Below are 14,523 nucleotides of genomic sequence, written 5' to 3'. Positions count from 1 at the left end.
GTTTATGTAAACGAGAATTGTTATCATTCCCATTTCGATTACTATTCGCACTGGGAAGCGATACACCGGGAAGATGGTGGAAATGCTAAGCTGGCGGATTGCGGGCCATGCCCGGGCACTGTATGAGGGAAGCGTCATGATTGTGGTCCACCACCTGAACAATTCACGTTCGCAGCGCGTGCTGTGGCTGCTCGAGGAACTGGGGCTGGAGTACCAGATCGTGCGCTACCAGCGCGACGCCAAGACCATGCTGGCGCCGCCGGAGCTGAGCGCCATCCATCCGCTGGGCAAGTCGCCCGTCATCACCGACGGCGACGCCACCGTGGCCGAGTCGGGCGCCATCATCGAATACCTGGTGGAGAAGTACGGCAACGGCAGGCTGGTGCCGCCCGCCGGCACGGCCGACAAGCGGCGCTGGACCTATTTCCTGCACTACGCCGAAGGCTCGGCCATGGCGCCGCTGCTGATGAAGCTGGTGTTCGACCGGGTCGAGAGCGGCCCGGCGCCGTTCTTCGTCAAGCCCATCGCCAAGGCCATCGCGGCCAAGGTCAAGGGCAGCTACATCCTGCCGCAGATCGAGCGCCACCTGGACTACCTGGAAGGGGAGCTGGGCAAGACCGAATGGTTCGCCGGCGCCGAGTTCAGCGCGGCCGACGTGCAGATGAGCTTCCCGCTCGAAGCGGCGGCCGCGCGCGGCGGCCTTGCGCGCAGCCGGCCCCGCCTGATGGCCTTCCTGGAGCGCATCCACGCCCGCCCGGCCTACCAGCGCGCGTTGGAAAAAGGCGGCCCTTACGAACTGCTGCGCTGAGGCGCCGGGCTGTGGCGCCAGTGCTAGAATGGCGCCACTGAACCAGACGCAGATTTTTCATGGGTAGACTCCTCGCCATCGACGGCTTGAACATTGTGCGCCGCGTGTATGAAGCCAGCCCCGAACCCGATTCGGACCTGAAGGCCGAAATCGCGCTGCGCCATGCGCTGTCCTCGTTCCGCAACCTGATCACCGACCACCAGCCCACGCACGTGCTGCCGGCCTTCGACTATGGCGGCGCCACCTGGCGCCACCAGCTCTACGCCGGCTACCGCGAGGGCCGCGCGCCCATGCCCGGCGTGCTGCGCGAGGCGCTGCCGGAGTTCTACCAGAGCCTGGGCCGCTTCGGCCTGCGCGTGGTCAGCCTGCCGGACGTGGAGGCGGACGACGTGATCGGCACCGTCGTGCTGCGCTGGCTGGCCGAGGACCGCGGCGCCGCCGTGGTGGCCACCACCGACAAGGACCTGCATTGCCTGGTTGCCCAGGGCGCGCTGGTGTGGGACCATTTCAAGAGCGAGTGGCACGACCATGCCTGGTGCGAGAAGAAATGGGGCGTGCCGCCCGAGCAGCTGCCGGACCTGCTGGCGCTGATGGGCGACGCCACCGACAGCATTCCCGGCGTGTCCAAGGTGGGCCTGAAGACGGCGGCCAAACTGTTGCGCACATACGGCAGTCTGGACGCCATCATGGCCGGCGCCGGCATCCTCAAGGACACGCTGGGGGAAACCTTACGAAAAGAGCGCGAGATGCTGTATCTTTCTCGTCAGCTGGTGCAGTTGAAGACGGATGTGCGGGTCGGCGTGAGCTGGAATATGCTGGCCTGGGAATCCGCGTAAAGATAAACAAGTGGGGTGAGAGATGTTAAAAGCTGTGATAGTCGACACCAGTGCGGTGGCGCGCGGCTTGCTGAATACGGTGCTGCTGGACGGCGGCTACGACGTGGTGGGCCAGGGCCATACCGGCGCCAGCGCCATCGCGCTGATGGTGAAGTACCAGCCGCAGCTCGTCTGCATTGCGCGCGACGTGTTCGACGCCGACGAGGCCTCCGTGGCCGAGCTGCGCAAGGGCTGGCCGAAGTCGCTGATCTTCATGGTCTCGAGCGAGTTTGACGCGGCCACCGTGCAGAAGGCCCACGCCATGGGCGTGAACGGTTTTATCGTCAAGCCCTTCAACGCCGGCACGGTGCTCAACACCATCCGCAATACCGTGATCGCCATGGTAAAACGCCAGCAGAAAGCGCTGGCGGATCAGAACGGCGCGGCCGAAAACGGCGCCGGCGAGGCCTGATTATTCGAACGTCGAGGCGGCGATGATGCCGCCGCCCAGGCACACGTCGCCGTCGTACAGCACGGCCGACTGGCCGGGCGTGACCGCCCACTGCGCGTCCGGGAAGCCCAGCGAGAAGTTGAGCATGCCGTCCGCCGCCACGTCGCACGGCACGTCGGCCTGGCGATAGCGGGTCTTGGCCGAGATGCGGCCGGCCTCGGGCGCCACGCCCGCGATCCAGCTGGCCTGGTCCGCCGTCAGCGCGGACGACAGCAGCCACGGATGGTCGTGTCCCTGCACCACCCACAGCGTATTGCTCTCGATGTCCTTGCGCGCCACATACCACGCGTCGCTGGAACCGTCGGCGTTCTGGTAGGTCTTCACGCCGCCTATGCCTATGCCCTTGCGCTGGCCCAGCGTGTAGAAGGACAGGCCCACGTGCTCGCCCACCACCTTGCCGTCCGGCGTCTTCATCGGACCCGGCTTGTGCTGCAGGTAGCGGCCCAGGAACTCGCGGAACGGGCGTTCGCCGATAAAGCAGATGCCGGTCGAATCCTTCTTGGCGGCGTTCGGCAGCTGCAGCTTCTCGGCGATCTTGCGCACTTCGGTTTTCGGGATTTCGCCCAGCGGGAACAGGGTCTTGGACAACTGCGCCTGGTTCAGGCGGTGCAGGAAATAGCTCTGGTCCTTGGTGTGGTCGAAGGCCTTCAGCAGCTCGAAGCGATCATTCAGCGTGTTGTGGCGCACGCGCGCATAGTGGCCGGTGGCGATCAGGTCCGCGCCCAGGTGCATGGCGTGGTCGAGGAAGGCCTTGAACTTGATCTCGGCGTTGCACAGCACGTCCGGATTGGGCGTGCGGCCGGCCTGGTATTCGCGCAGGAACTCGGCGAACACGCGGTCCTTGTATTCGGCGGCGAAGTTGACGGCCTCGATGTCCACGCCCACCACGTCGGCCACGCTGGCCGCGTCTATCCAGTCCTGGCGGGTGGAGCAGTATTCGGAGTCGTCGTCATCTTCCCAGTTCTTCATGAACAGGCCGATCACCTCGTAACCCTGTTCTTTGAGCATCCACGCCGCGACCGAGGAGTCCACCCCGCCCGACATGCCGATAACGACTTTTTTCTTACTCATTCTTGATTTCCGTCAAACTTCTTATAACTTCGCTTAAACTTCGCCGAACACGGAGTCATGTGTGTGCAAAAGCTCCAAGGGCGCGCGCTTGCCCGCCAGGTACTCGTCCACGCAGGTGAGCAGCAAAGGACTGCGGTGGCGCTCCGCGCAGGCGGCAATTTCGTCGCGCGTGAGCCACATGGTGCGCAGGATGCCGTCGTCCAGCGGACGGCCCTCATGCAGGGCGCCGGCCACGCCGCAAAAGGCGAAGCGCAGGTACTGCACGGCCTCGCCGGTGCGTGCCGAACGGTAGCGCGACATATACATGCCCACCAGTCCGGTAGGCGTGAAATCGTAGGCGGTTTCCTCCAGCACTTCGCGCACCACGGCCTGCTCCAGCGATTCAAACGGATCCAGGTGGCCCGCGGGCTGGTTCAGCCGTATGCCATCGCTGGTCTCCTCCTCGATCAATAGGAATTTGCCATCGCGCTCAATGACGGCGGCAACGGTTACAGAGGGTCTCCAGGTTCGCGGCATGTGTCTCTTCCTTGAAAGAGCCGCCATTTTAGCTTGTTCCGATGCGTTGCGTTCCGATGTCGCCTAAATAGAGGGAAAGTTCGATTAAAACCGGTTTCCAGGGGCTTGTTTTGCACCACATGGGATGGCGTTTCCACGGTGTGAAACCGGGGGTGTCTTATGCGCGACAGGCGATGGTTGTTGCCGGGCTAAAAAGGTTAGCTTTCAGGAAAACCGTGCTATGTTCTACAAAGAGCAACACTATTTTGCAACTTCTGGAGGCTACATGAGAATAGGCATACCGGCGGAGACACGGCCAGGGGAAACCCGGGTTGCGGCGACGCCTGAAACTGTAAAAAAACTCGCTGCCAAGCATCAGATCATCGTGCAGGCGGGGGCCGGCTTGACGGCCTCGGTGACGGACGAGGCTTACGCCGCGGCCGGCGCCACCATAGGCACAGCGGCGGACGCCTACGGCGCCGACGTGGTGCTCAAGGTGCGCGCCCCGAACGCGGAGGAGCGCGCGCTGATGAAGGCCGGCACCGTCCTCATCGGCATGCTCAACCCATTCGACGCCGAGAACATCGCCGCCATGGCCGCCGCCGGGCTGCAGGCCTTTGCGCTGGAAGCGGTGCCGCGCATTACGCGCGCGCAGTCGATGGACGTGCTGTCCTCGCAGGCCAACATCGCCGGCTACAAGGCGGTGCTGGTGGGCGCCAATACCTACCAGCGCTTCATGCCCATGCTGATGACCGCCGCCGGCACCGTGAAAGCGGCCCGCGTGCTGATCATGGGCGTGGGCGTGGCGGGCCTGCAGGCCATCGCCACGGCCAAGCGCCTGGGCGCGGTGATCGAGGCCTCCGACGTGCGGCCGCCGGTGAAGGAGCAGGTGGAATCGCTGGGCGCCAAGTTCATCGACGTGCCGTTCCTCACCGATGAAGAAAAAGAGATCGCGCAAGGCGTGGGCGGCTATGCCCGTTCCATGCCGGCGGACTGGATGAAGCGCCAGGCGGAACTGGTGCATGAACGCGCCAAGCTGGCCGACATCATCATCACCACCGCGCTGATCCCGGGCCGCGCCGCGCCGGTGCTGATCTCGGAAGAGACCGTGAAAGCCATGAAGCCGGGCTCCGTGATTGTCGACCTGGCGGTGAGCCAGGGCGGCAACTGCCCGCTGTCGGAACTGAACAAGACTGTCATCAAGCACGGCGTGCACATCGTCGGCGAGCCGGACCTGGCCTGCCACGTTGCGGCCGACGCGTCCGCCCTGTATGCGCGCAACGTGCTGGACTTCCTCAAACTGATCATCGACAAAGAAGACAAGCTGGTGATCGACCGCGAAGACGAAATCCTGAAGGCCACTCTGGTGTGCGCCGACAGCGTGGTCTTGCGCAAATAAGGAGAATAAAAATGGAAGTTAGCCACACCATCACCAATCTCATTATCTTCGTGCTGGCGATCTACGTCGGCTACCACGTGGTCTGGGGCGTCACGCCCGCGCTGCATACGCCGCTGATGGCGGTGACCAATGCGGTATCGGCCATCATCATCGTCGGCGCCATGCTGGCGGCGGGCCTGACCGAAGGCCTGACCGGCCAGGTTGCCGGCACCATCGCCGTCGCGCTGGCCGCAGTCAATGTGTTCGGCGGATTCCTGGTCACCCAGCGCATGCTGGAGATGTTCAAGAAAAAAGAGCCCAAGGCCAAACCTGCGGCGGGAGACAAAGCATGAGCTTCATCAGCCTGAACCTTGTCACGATGATGTATTTGATCGCCTCGGTGTGCTTCATCCAGGCGCTCAAGGGCTTGTCGTCGCCGGCCAACGCGCGCCGGGGCAATGCCTTCGGCATGACCGGCATGGCCATCGCAGCCGTCACCACGGTGGCGCTGATCCTCAAACTGCGGGCCGAAGCGGCCAGCGCCGGCGCGGGCAACGGCCTGGGCCTGGGCCTGGTGGCGTTGGGCGTGGTGGTGGGCGGCGGCATCGGCGCCTATCTCGCCAAGACGGTCGAGATGACCAAGATGCCGGAACTGGTGGCGGCCATGCACTCGCTGATCGGCCTGGCCGCAGTGTGCATCGCGGTGGCCGCCGTGTCCGAGCCGCACGCCTTCAATATCGCCCAGGCGGGCCAGGCGCTGCCGGTCGGCAACCGCATCGAACTGTTCATCGGCACCTTCGTGGGCGCCATCACCTTCTCCGGTTCGGTGATCGCTTTCGGCAAGCTGGCGGGCAAATACAAGTTCCGCCTGTTCCAGGGCGCGCCGGTGGTGTTCGCCGGCCAGCACATGCTGAACCTGGTGCTGGCCATCGTCATGGTGGGCCTGGGCCTGGCCTTCGTGTTCGCGGGCGGCGTGGAGCCGGCGTGGAAGCCGTTCATTATCATGACCGCCATCGCCTTCGTGCTGGGTGTGCTCATCATCATCCCCATCGGCGGCGCGGACATGCCGGTGGTGGTGTCGATGCTGAACTCCTACTCCGGCTGGGCCGCTGCCGGCATCGGCTTCTCGCTGAACAACTCCATGCTGATCATTGCCGGTTCGCTGGTGGGTTCGAGCGGCGCCATCCTGTCCTACATCATGTGCAAGGCCATGAACCGCTCCTTCTTCAACGTGATCCTGGGCGGCTTCGGCGGCGACGCGGCGGCGGCTTCGTCGGGCGGCGGCTCGCAGCCTGCGCGTCCGGTGAAATCCGGTTCGGCGGACGATGCGGCCTTCATCATGGCCAATGCGGAAACCGTCATCATCGTTCCGGGCTACGGCCTGGCGGTGGCGCGCGCGCAGCACTCGCTGAAAGAGCTGGTGGAAAAGCTCACGCACAAGGGCGTGACCGTGAAGTACGCCATCCATCCGGTGGCGGGCCGCATGCCGGGCCACATGAACGTGCTGCTGGCCGAAGCCGAGGTGCCGTACGACCAGGTGTTCGAGATGGAGGACATCAACGGCGAATTCGGCCAGACCGACGTGGTGCTGGTGCTGGGCGCGAACGACGTGGTGAACCCGGCCGCGAAAGATCCGAAATCGCCTATCGCGGGCATGCCCATCCTGGAGGCCTACAAGGCCAAGAGCATCATCGTCAACAAGCGTTCCATGGCATCCGGCTATGCGGGCCTGGACAATGACCTGTTCTACCAGGCCAATACCATGATGGTGTTCGGCGATGCGAAGAAGGTGATTGAGGATATGGTGAAGGCAGTCGAGTAAGCCGGCTGTTCTTTCATTCGTAGTCCGAAGCGGGGCTGGGTTTGCCGCGCTGGCGGGTGAACTCCGCCAGCGCGGCAGCGTGGCGCTGGCGGCTGGCTTCCGTTTGCCAGCGGGTCTGCGCCTGCATCAGCGCGGCTGCCCCTTCGCGTGTGCCGAGCAGGCGGTCTATCCTCCGTATTGCGGCCCGGCCCCAGGGCGTGCGCGGACAGGCCACGCCGACGGTGACCGGAGCGCTGCCGCCAGCCACCGCCACGGTTTTGAGCGTTGCCAGTTCCGGTGCGCGCGACATTTCGTAGGCCAGCGCGAAGTCGTAGTCCAGCGTGTAGTCGGCGCGCTTGGCGGCGATCATCCTGAGGATGTTGCCGCCGTAGCTGCTGACCGGAATGATCTGCAAGCTGGAATGCCTGGGCCGGCGCGCAATGGCGCCATCGGCTGCGGCGCCGTAGCTGCGCTTGTCGACCACGATGCCGTGCAGCTTGGCGCGTTCCAGCAGGGCGGCCAGGTCGGCTTCGCCGGCGCTGTTCAGCGGCACCGAGGGCAGCGAGGCGCCGCGCACGATGAGCACCGGCGGCGGCAAGAGGTTGGTGTTGCTGAAGTAGGCGATGCGCTCGCGCTCCGGCGTGCGCAGCGCGGCGGGAAAGCAGACCGCTTCGCCGCGTTCAAGGATTTCCCAGGTGCGCCTGGCGTTGGCGTAGATGTAGCGGTGCTCGGCGTCGGGCCAGCGGGCGGTGATGAAGTTGACGGCCTGGTCGGCGACGCCGTTGCCGGGTTTGCCGTTGACCGGAATGGCTGCGGGCGGGAAGTCGGGCATCACCCAGGTCATCACGTCTTTGGCCTGCGCCGCGCCGGGCGCCAGTCCCGCCGCGATGGCCAGCGCGCAAGCGGCGGCCGATACAGTGCGCCATGCCGCGTGCCTGCGGGTAGTGTGGGCGGCGGTATGGGCTGGCATGGCTGTGCTGTGGGCAGGTTAGCGGCGGCCGAACATCATCAGTTCGGCCAGCATGCCGCGCGCGGGGCCGAACAGGTCGATGGCGGCGAGCGAGGCGCCCAGCAGCGCTTGCGCCGGCGAGTCGTTGGCGAACACGCGCGCCATGGTGTCGGTCAGGTGCACGGTCAGGCTGCGGTCGGCGCTGCGCTGCGCTTCGTACTGCGCCAGCATGGCCGGCGTGGCGCCTTGCGCCAGCAGGCGCGCCAGCACGGCGGCGTCGCGCAGGCCGAGGTTCAGGCCCTGGCCCGCTACCGGATGCAAAGTCTGCGCCGCGTTGCCGATGGCGGCCATGCGCAGCCTGCCATCGCCGCCGGCCTTGCCGGCATTGAGCCCGAGCGGAAACGCCACGCGGCGCGAGGTGTGGGTGAAGCTGCCCACGCGCGTGCCGAAGGCTGTTCCCAGCTGCTCCAGGAAGGCCGCATCGTCCAGCGCAAGCAGCGCCTGAGCGCTGTCCGGACGCACGCACCACACCAGCGAATATTCCCCATCCTGCGGCAGCAGCGCCAGCGGGCCTTGTTCGGTAAACCGTTCGTAAGCGCGGTGCGCCACCGGCGCGCTGCTGCGCACCTGCGCGATGATGGCGGTCTGGCCGTAGTCGCGCTGCCGGGCCTTGGCTTGCTGCTCGCCGAACAGGCCGCCCTCGGCCTGCACCACGATGGAGGCCGTCAGCGTGCGCGGCTGGCCGTCTTCCTCGATGGCGATGGCGACGTGGCCGGGCTGTTCTTCCATACCCGTCACCAGCGCGGGACGCAGCGCGGCGATGCCTGCGCGTTCGCAGGCCGCGCCCAGTTCCGTCACCAGCGCGCCGTAGCGGCTCACATAGCCCAGCGCTTCCAGCTTGTGCTCCCCGCGGTCTATCATGCTGCGGCCGAACTGGCCGCGGCGCGAGACGTGGATCTGGTGGATGGCGGTGGCGGGCACGGGCCAGCAGCCGATGTCTTCCAGGATCTGGCGGCTGCCGTAGGACAGGGCCAGCGAGCGCGGGTCGTTGCCGGCTTGCTGCAGGGTGCGCGCGTCGACCAGCGCAATGCGCTGCGGCGCCACGCCGCGTTTCGCCAGCAGCGCCGCCAGCGCCATGCCGGCCGGGCCTGCGCCGCAGATGGCGATGTCGTAGCCGGGCGCGCCGTTTTCGATATGGCTCATGGCTGCTGCATCAGTTGTTCTATCTCGTCCACGGTCTTGGGCGCGGCGGCGCTCAGGATGGTGTAGCCGTCGTTGGTCACCAGCACGTCGTCCTCGATGCGGATGCCAATGTTCCAGTACTGCTCCGGCACGTCCGGCGCAGGGCGCACATAGATGCCCGGCTCCACCGTCAGCACCATGCCCGCATGCAGCGGGCGCGATGGGGTGCCGGTGGTGCGCACGTCGCGGTACAGGCCCACGTCGTGCACGTCCATGCCCAGCCAGTGGCCGGTGCCGTGCATGTAGAAGCGCGTGTAGTCCTTGCCGGCGATGGCCGCGTCCAGCGTGGGATAGCCGGACTTGTCCAGCAGGCCCAGGTCCAGCATGCCTTGCACCAGCACCCGCACGGCGGCGTCGTGCACCGACTGGTAGGGCTGGCCGGGACGGATCGCCTGCAGCGCCGCGTCCTGCGCCGCCAGCACCAGTTCGTACAGCGCGCGCTGCGGTGCGCTGAAGCGGCCGTTCACCGGATAGGTGCGCGTGATGTCGGAGGCGTAGCCGTCAAGCTCGCAGCCGGCGTCGATCAGCACCAGGTCGCCGTCGCGCGTCTGCGCGTTGTTGGCGTTGTAGTGCAGCACGCAGGCGTTGGCGCCGCTGGCGACGATGGAGTTGTAGGCGGGCGCCTGCGCGCCGTTGCGGCGGAACTCGTACAGCAGCTCCGCTTCGATTTCGTATTCATGCATGCCGGGCCGCGATGCGCGCATGGCGCGCGCGTGGGCCTGGCCGGAAATGGTGGCCGCGCGCAGCATGGTGGCCTGCTCGCTCTCGTCCTTGATCAGCCGCATTTCGTCTATCAGCGGCAGCAGGTTGTGGTGCGTTTCCGGCGCCGTCACGCCGCTGCGCGACTGGCCGCGCACGGCGTCCACCCAGCGCTTGATCTGGGTTTCCAGCTGCGCGTGCTGCGCAGCGCGGCCTTGCGGCGCGTACAGGGTAGGCACATTGGCCAGCAGGCGCGCCATTTCGGCGTCCAGCGCGGCGACGGGGAAGGCGGCGTCGAAGCCGAAGGCCTCGCGCGCCGCGTCCGGGCCGTGGCGGTAGCCTTCCCAGATTTCGCGCTCGGCGTTTTTCTCGCGGCAGAACAGCAGCGCTTGCGGCGCTTCGTCGTGGCGCGGCGCCACCAGCACCAGCACCGCCTCCGGCTCGGTGAAGCCGGTCAGGTAGTAGAAGTGGCTGTCGTGACGGTAGGGATAGTCGCTGTCGCTGTTGCGCGGCACTTCGGGCGCGGTGGCCAGCACGGCCACGCTGCCCGGCTCCATCAGCGCCAGCAGGCGCTTGCGGCGCAGGGCATGGGTGTTCATGGCGCGGCCTTTACGCCGTTCAGTTCATTGAGCTGGTCCACCGTGCCGACGTTGACCCAGTCGCCTTCATACAGCTCGCCGCCCACCTGGCCCAGGTCCGCGTACTTGCGTATCAGCTTGCCCAGGCCCGCGTGCTGGCCGGGCGCTATGCCGTCGAACATCTCGGGACGGTACACGCCGATGTTGCCGAAGTTCCACAGCGTGTCGCCCTCGTTGGCCACCGAGTACATATTCAGCGCGAAGTCGCCCTTGGGGTTGTGCCACGGGTTCTTGGTCAGCCACACCCAGGCCACGTCGCGCTTGTCCTTGGGATAGGGGTTGCCCCACATGTCCTTATCGTGCAGCACGTCCGTGACCTGCTCGAAGTCGAAGTAGGGGCAGTAGATGTCGCCCGAGATGGCCAGGAAGGGTTCCTCGCCCAGCAGGTGGCGCGCCTGCGCAATGCCGCCCGCCGTTTCCAGCGGCGAGTCCGCCGGCTCGGGCGAATAGCGGATCTGCGCGCCGAACTGGCCGCCGTCGCCCAGCGCGTCCTCTATCATGTGGCCCAGGTGGGCGTGGTTGATCACGATGTCCGTGATCCCGCCGCGCACCAGGTTCAGGATGTGCCACACGATCAGCGGCCGGCCGCGCACCTTCAGCAGCGGCTTGGGGCATGCGTCGGTGAGCGGGCGCATGCGCTCGCCGCGTCCGGCGGCGAAGATCATAGCTTTCATGGCGCCGCCCTCAGAAGGTGTAGCCGACTTGGGGCTGCTTGTTTTCCAGCGCGTCCAGCAGGCGCCCCAGCGGCTTGAGGTCCTTGTAGCGGCCCGCCGTCTTGCGCACGTAATCCAGCACGGTGGGCAGGTCGCCCAGGTACATCGGCTTGCCGTCGCGGTAGTTCAGGCGGCAGAAGATGCCGAGGATTTTCAGGTGGCGCTGCAGCGCCATGTATTCGAAGTCCTTGTAGAAGGAGTCGATGTCCTTGTTCACCGGCAGGCCTTCGGCCTTGGCGTGCTGCCAGTAGCGGATGGCCCAGTCCAGCACCAGCTCCTCGTCCCACGAAATGTAGGCGTCGCGCAGCAGCGAGGCCACGTCGTAGGTGATGGGGCCGTAGACGGCGTCCTGGAAGTCCAGGATGCCGGGGTTTTTCTCGTCCATCCACATCAGGTTACGGGAGTGGAAATCGCGGTGCATATAGACCTGCTGCTGCGCCAGGCAGTTGGCGATGATGGCGTCGAACACCTTCTGCAGCTCGGCCGCCTGGGCTTCGGTCAGCACGGCGCCCAGGTGTTTGCCGATGTACCATTCCGGGAACAGGTTCATCTCGCGCAGCATGAAGGCGCGGTCGAATTCGGGCAGCACGCCGGGCTGGCTGGCCTTCTGGATCTGCACCAGCGCTTCCAGCGCCTCGGCGTACATGGTGGAGGCGTTGTCCGGGTCCAGCACCTGCAGATAGGTGCTCACGCCCAGGTCCTGCAGCAGCAGGAAGCCGCGCTCGACGTCCTGCGCCACGATGGCGGGCACGGACACGCCGGCGGCGGCGAACAGCGCGTCAACCTTGACGAAGGCCGGCACGTTCTCGCGTTCGGGCGGCGCGTCCATCACGATCAGGGTGGCGCCGTGGGCCTGCTGGTGCGCGGGCAGCACGTCGACGCGGAAATAGCGGCGGAAGCTGGCGTCGGCCGAAGCGGGGCGCGCGGACGCCGGGTCGACCAGGTTGAGGGAAGCGAGCCAATCTTTCAACAGGATCAGGCGGGTGTCGGCGCCGTCTTGGGCGCCGTTGGATGGTGAATTAGACAATAAAGACATGAAACAGCCTGTGGAATCCGGTTGGTGTGAACAATTCCCATATAATAAGGGATTAAAGTTAAAAAATCGCCTGTCAATGGTGTTTCGCCCCTTCATTTCATGAGCCGGTTCTCAGTCCCTCCTAGCCCCCACAGCTGGGCGTTCGCGCTCACGGCCCTCGTTACCGCCACAGCGGTGCCCGGCTACGCCCAGACCGCCCCCAAACGCACGCACGTGGCCGACCCGGACGCGCCGACCATTATCCGTGCCGAGGAATTCGATGGCCGCCCGGACCGGGAACTGAATCTGGCGCGCGACGTCGAGATCGTGCGCGACAAGACCCGCGTGACGGCCGACACGGCCTGCTTCCGCCAGGTCGAGGACGAGGTCGAGGCGCGCGGCGGCGTGAAGATCTGGCGCTACGGCGACTACTACACCGGCGACGAGCTGAAACTGAACCTGGAATCGGGCAAGGGCTATATGCTCAACCCGACCTACAAGCTGGAGCTGAACGCGGCGCAGGGCAAGGCGCGGCGCATCAACTTCCTGGGCGAGGACGAGGCGCTGGTCATCGACGGCACCTACAGCACCTGCCAGGGACCGGATCCGGACTGGTATCTGAAATCGAGCACGCTGAACCTGGACTCCGGGCGCGACGTGGGCGTGGCCGGCAAGACCATCGTCTACTTCAAGAACGTGCCCATCATCGGCACCCCGGCCATGTCGTTCTCGCTGTCGGGCGCGCGCCGCTCCGGCTGGCTGCCGCCGATCCCGGGCTTCGGCTCCAAGGGCCGCGCCGAACTGACGGTGCCGTACTACTTCAATATCGCTCCCAACCGCGACCTGACGCTGTTCCCGCGCCTGATCGCCCAGCGCGGCATCCAGCTCGGCGCGCACGCGCGCTACATCGGCGAAACCGACGCGGGCAGCTACGCCGGCGACACCTTCATCGAGTATCTGCCGAACGACAAGCTGGCCAATGCCGACCGCTGGATGATCACGTCCAACCACACGCAGGCCATCGCCAAGGACTGGACCTACGGCTGGAACGTGCGCGCCGCATCGGACAACAACTACCCGAGCGACTTCTCCAAGACCGTGTCCGGCTCGGCCGAGCGCCAGCTGCTGCGCGAGCTGCGCACCGACTACCGCGGCGAGTACTGGAGCTTGTCGGCGCGGGTGCAGAAATACCAGGTGCTGCAGGATCCGGCCGCCGAGACCGATCCCGCGCTGTTCGTGTCGCGCCCCTACGACCGCCTGCCGGCGATCAACTTCCAGGCGGCGCGCTACGACGTGGCCGGCTTCGACTGGCAGCTGAACAGCGAACTGACCAGCTTCTGGCACCCGACCCTGACGCGCGGCAACCGCCTGGTGGCGCTGCCGCAGGTGAGCTACCCCATCATCGGCGCCAGCTACTTCATCACGCCCAAGCTGATGCTCAACGCGGCGGCCTACCAGCTCGACGCGCACGACGGCAGCGACAGCAAGTCCCTCACGCGCGCCGTGCCCACCATGTCGCTCGATTCGGGCCTGGTGTTCGAACGCGACACCAAGCTGTTCGGCCGCGAGGCCACGCAGACGCTGGAGCCGCGCCTGTTCTACGTGAAGACGCCGTACCGCGACCAGAAGGAATTCCCCAACTTCGACACGGCGGCGGCCACCTTCAACTTCTCGCAGATCTTCAACGAGAACCGCTTCGTCGGCTCGGACCGGGTGGGCGACGCCAACCAGATCACGGCGGCCGTGGTGTCGCGCTTCCTGGAAGCGAGCGGCGCCGAGCGATTGCGCCTGGCCTTCGGCCAGCGCTTCTACTTCAGCGACCAGCGTGTGCAGCTGGACGCGAGCACACCCACGCGCGACGCCAAGTCCGACATCCTGCTGGCGGCCAGCGGCGTGATCTCGGAAAGCTGGGTGCTCGACAGCGCGCTGCAGTACAATCCGGCCGACAGCCGCGTGGTCAGTTCCAACCACGCGGTGCGCTGGATCCCGGGCGCGAAGAAGGTGCTGAACCTGGGCTACCGCTACCTGCGCGACACGGTCAGCAACAAGACCGTGTTCAAGAACGTCGACCTGTCGAGCCAGTGGCCGCTGTCGTCGCGCTGGTTCGGCGTCGGCCGCATCAGCTACTCCCTGGAGGACAAGAAGATCCTGGAAGGCCTGCTGGGCCTGGAATACAAGGGCGACTGCTGGGTGTTCCGCATGGGCGCGCAGCGCTTCGTGACCACCGCCAAGGAAGCGTCCACCCCCATCTTCTTCCAGCTTGAGCTGGACGGTTTGTCCAAGTTCGGCGTCGGCAATCCGCTGGAGGCGCTGCGCAACAGCATCCCCGGCTACCAGCGCCTGAACGAGAATGTCCGCCGCTAACCCGGCGTTATCCATCACCACTGA

Annotated in this window: 14 protein-coding genes; 7 read left to right on the top strand and 7 right to left on the bottom strand. The window is 66.0% G+C overall.

The genetic code is table 11. The features are described 5' to 3' along the window. Positions 1 to 136 precede the first annotated feature (136 nt). The 3 genes from GTP77_RS04650 to GTP77_RS04640 are packed head-to-tail and all read left to right on the top strand — an operon-like array spanning position 137 to position 2,095. Positions 137 to 808 (top strand): glutathione S-transferase, encoded by a 672-nt coding sequence (locus GTP77_RS04650; protein WP_161071003.1) that lies wholly within the window; start codon positions 137 to 139, stop codon positions 806 to 808. A gap of 59 nt (positions 809 to 867) precedes the next feature. After that, positions 868 to 1,644 carry a 5'-3' exonuclease gene (locus GTP77_RS04645; protein ID WP_161071002.1) on the top strand — a complete coding sequence of 259 codons (777 nt, stop codon included), beginning with the start codon at positions 868 to 870 and terminating at the stop codon, positions 1,642 to 1,644. A gap of 22 nt (positions 1,645 to 1,666) precedes the next feature. Then, positions 1,667 to 2,095 carry an ANTAR domain-containing response regulator gene (locus GTP77_RS04640; protein WP_161071001.1) on the top strand — a complete coding sequence of 143 codons (429 nt, stop codon included), beginning with the start codon at positions 1,667 to 1,669 and terminating at the stop codon, positions 2,093 to 2,095. Here the strand turns inward: GTP77_RS04640 and mnmA are convergent, their stop codons facing one another. Next, positions 2,096 to 3,205, bottom strand: coding sequence for a tRNA 2-thiouridine(34) synthase MnmA (mnmA, locus tag GTP77_RS04635; protein ID WP_161071000.1), 1,110 nt, complete (start codon positions 3,203 to 3,205; stop codon positions 2,096 to 2,098). Positions 3,206 to 3,238: 33 nt separating this feature from the next. Continuing rightward, positions 3,239 to 3,721 carry an NUDIX hydrolase gene (locus GTP77_RS04630; RefSeq protein ID WP_161070999.1) on the bottom strand — a complete coding sequence of 161 codons (483 nt, stop codon included), beginning with the start codon at positions 3,719 to 3,721 and terminating at the stop codon, positions 3,239 to 3,241. 265 nt (positions 3,722 to 3,986) lie between these two features. Here GTP77_RS04630 and GTP77_RS04625 point away from each other — a divergent pair, with 265 nt between their 5' ends. From GTP77_RS04625 to GTP77_RS04615, 3 genes are read left to right on the top strand one after another with little or no spacing between them, the layout of a single operon-like run. Further along, complete coding sequence (locus GTP77_RS04625) at positions 3,987 to 5,099, top strand: Re/Si-specific NAD(P)(+) transhydrogenase subunit alpha (protein ID WP_161070998.1); 1,113 nt, start codon at positions 3,987 to 3,989, stop codon at positions 5,097 to 5,099. Positions 5,100 to 5,110: 11 nt separating this feature from the next. Further along, a complete protein-coding gene (locus tag GTP77_RS04620) occupies positions 5,111 to 5,431 on the top strand; it encodes an NAD(P) transhydrogenase subunit alpha part 2 (RefSeq protein ID WP_161070997.1) in 321 nt (106 codons plus the stop codon). Then, on the top strand, positions 5,428 to 6,900 hold the full coding sequence (locus GTP77_RS04615) for an NAD(P)(+) transhydrogenase (Re/Si-specific) subunit beta (protein ID WP_161070996.1): 1,473 nt from the start codon (positions 5,428 to 5,430) through the stop codon (positions 6,898 to 6,900). The genes GTP77_RS04620 and GTP77_RS04615 overlap by 4 nt, the downstream gene beginning before the upstream one ends. 13 nt (positions 6,901 to 6,913) lie before the next feature. On the opposite strand, the gene GTP77_RS04610 is transcribed toward GTP77_RS04615, so the two are convergent. Genes GTP77_RS04610 through GTP77_RS04590 form a run of 5 tightly spaced genes read right to left on the bottom strand, consistent with a single transcriptional unit; the run spans position 6,914 to position 12,156 of the window. Further along, positions 6,914 to 7,849: a TIGR02285 family protein gene (locus tag GTP77_RS04610; protein WP_161070995.1), complete on the bottom strand. Its 936-nt coding sequence runs from the start codon at positions 7,847 to 7,849 to the stop codon at positions 6,914 to 6,916. An 18-nt stretch (positions 7,850 to 7,867) separates the two neighbouring features. Continuing rightward, positions 7,868 to 9,031: a UbiH/UbiF/VisC/COQ6 family ubiquinone biosynthesis hydroxylase gene (locus GTP77_RS04605; RefSeq protein WP_161070994.1), complete on the bottom strand. Its 1,164-nt coding sequence runs from the start codon at positions 9,029 to 9,031 to the stop codon at positions 7,868 to 7,870. Beyond that, positions 9,028 to 10,368 (bottom strand): Xaa-Pro aminopeptidase, encoded by a 1,341-nt coding sequence (pepP, locus tag GTP77_RS04600; protein WP_161070993.1) that lies wholly within the window; start codon positions 10,366 to 10,368, stop codon positions 9,028 to 9,030. The genes GTP77_RS04605 and pepP overlap by 4 nt, the downstream gene beginning before the upstream one ends. Then, positions 10,365 to 11,081: an N-acetylmuramate alpha-1-phosphate uridylyltransferase MurU gene (gene murU / locus GTP77_RS04595; RefSeq protein WP_161070992.1), complete on the bottom strand. Its 717-nt coding sequence runs from the start codon at positions 11,079 to 11,081 to the stop codon at positions 10,365 to 10,367. Before murU ends, pepP begins: the two co-directional genes overlap by 4 nt. Positions 11,082 to 11,091: 10 nt before the next feature. Beyond that, positions 11,092 to 12,156, bottom strand: coding sequence for an aminoglycoside phosphotransferase family protein (locus tag GTP77_RS04590; protein WP_161070991.1), 1,065 nt, complete (start codon positions 12,154 to 12,156; stop codon positions 11,092 to 11,094). A 99-nt stretch (positions 12,157 to 12,255) separates the two neighbouring features. Between GTP77_RS04590 and GTP77_RS04585 the strand changes: the two genes are divergently transcribed. Beyond that, the gene (locus GTP77_RS04585) at positions 12,256 to 14,499 is read left to right on the top strand and encodes an LPS-assembly protein LptD (RefSeq protein ID WP_161070990.1); all 2,244 of its coding nucleotides are present in this window, start codon (positions 12,256 to 12,258) and stop codon (positions 14,497 to 14,499) included. Positions 14,500 to 14,523: the final 24 nt, after the last annotated feature.

It is taken from the genome of Pseudoduganella aquatica (assembly GCF_009857595.1).
In the GTDB taxonomy this organism is placed as follows: domain Bacteria; phylum Pseudomonadota; class Gammaproteobacteria; order Burkholderiales; family Burkholderiaceae_D; genus Rugamonas; species Rugamonas aquatica_A.
This window is presented reverse-complemented; position numbering and strand designations above follow the sequence as displayed.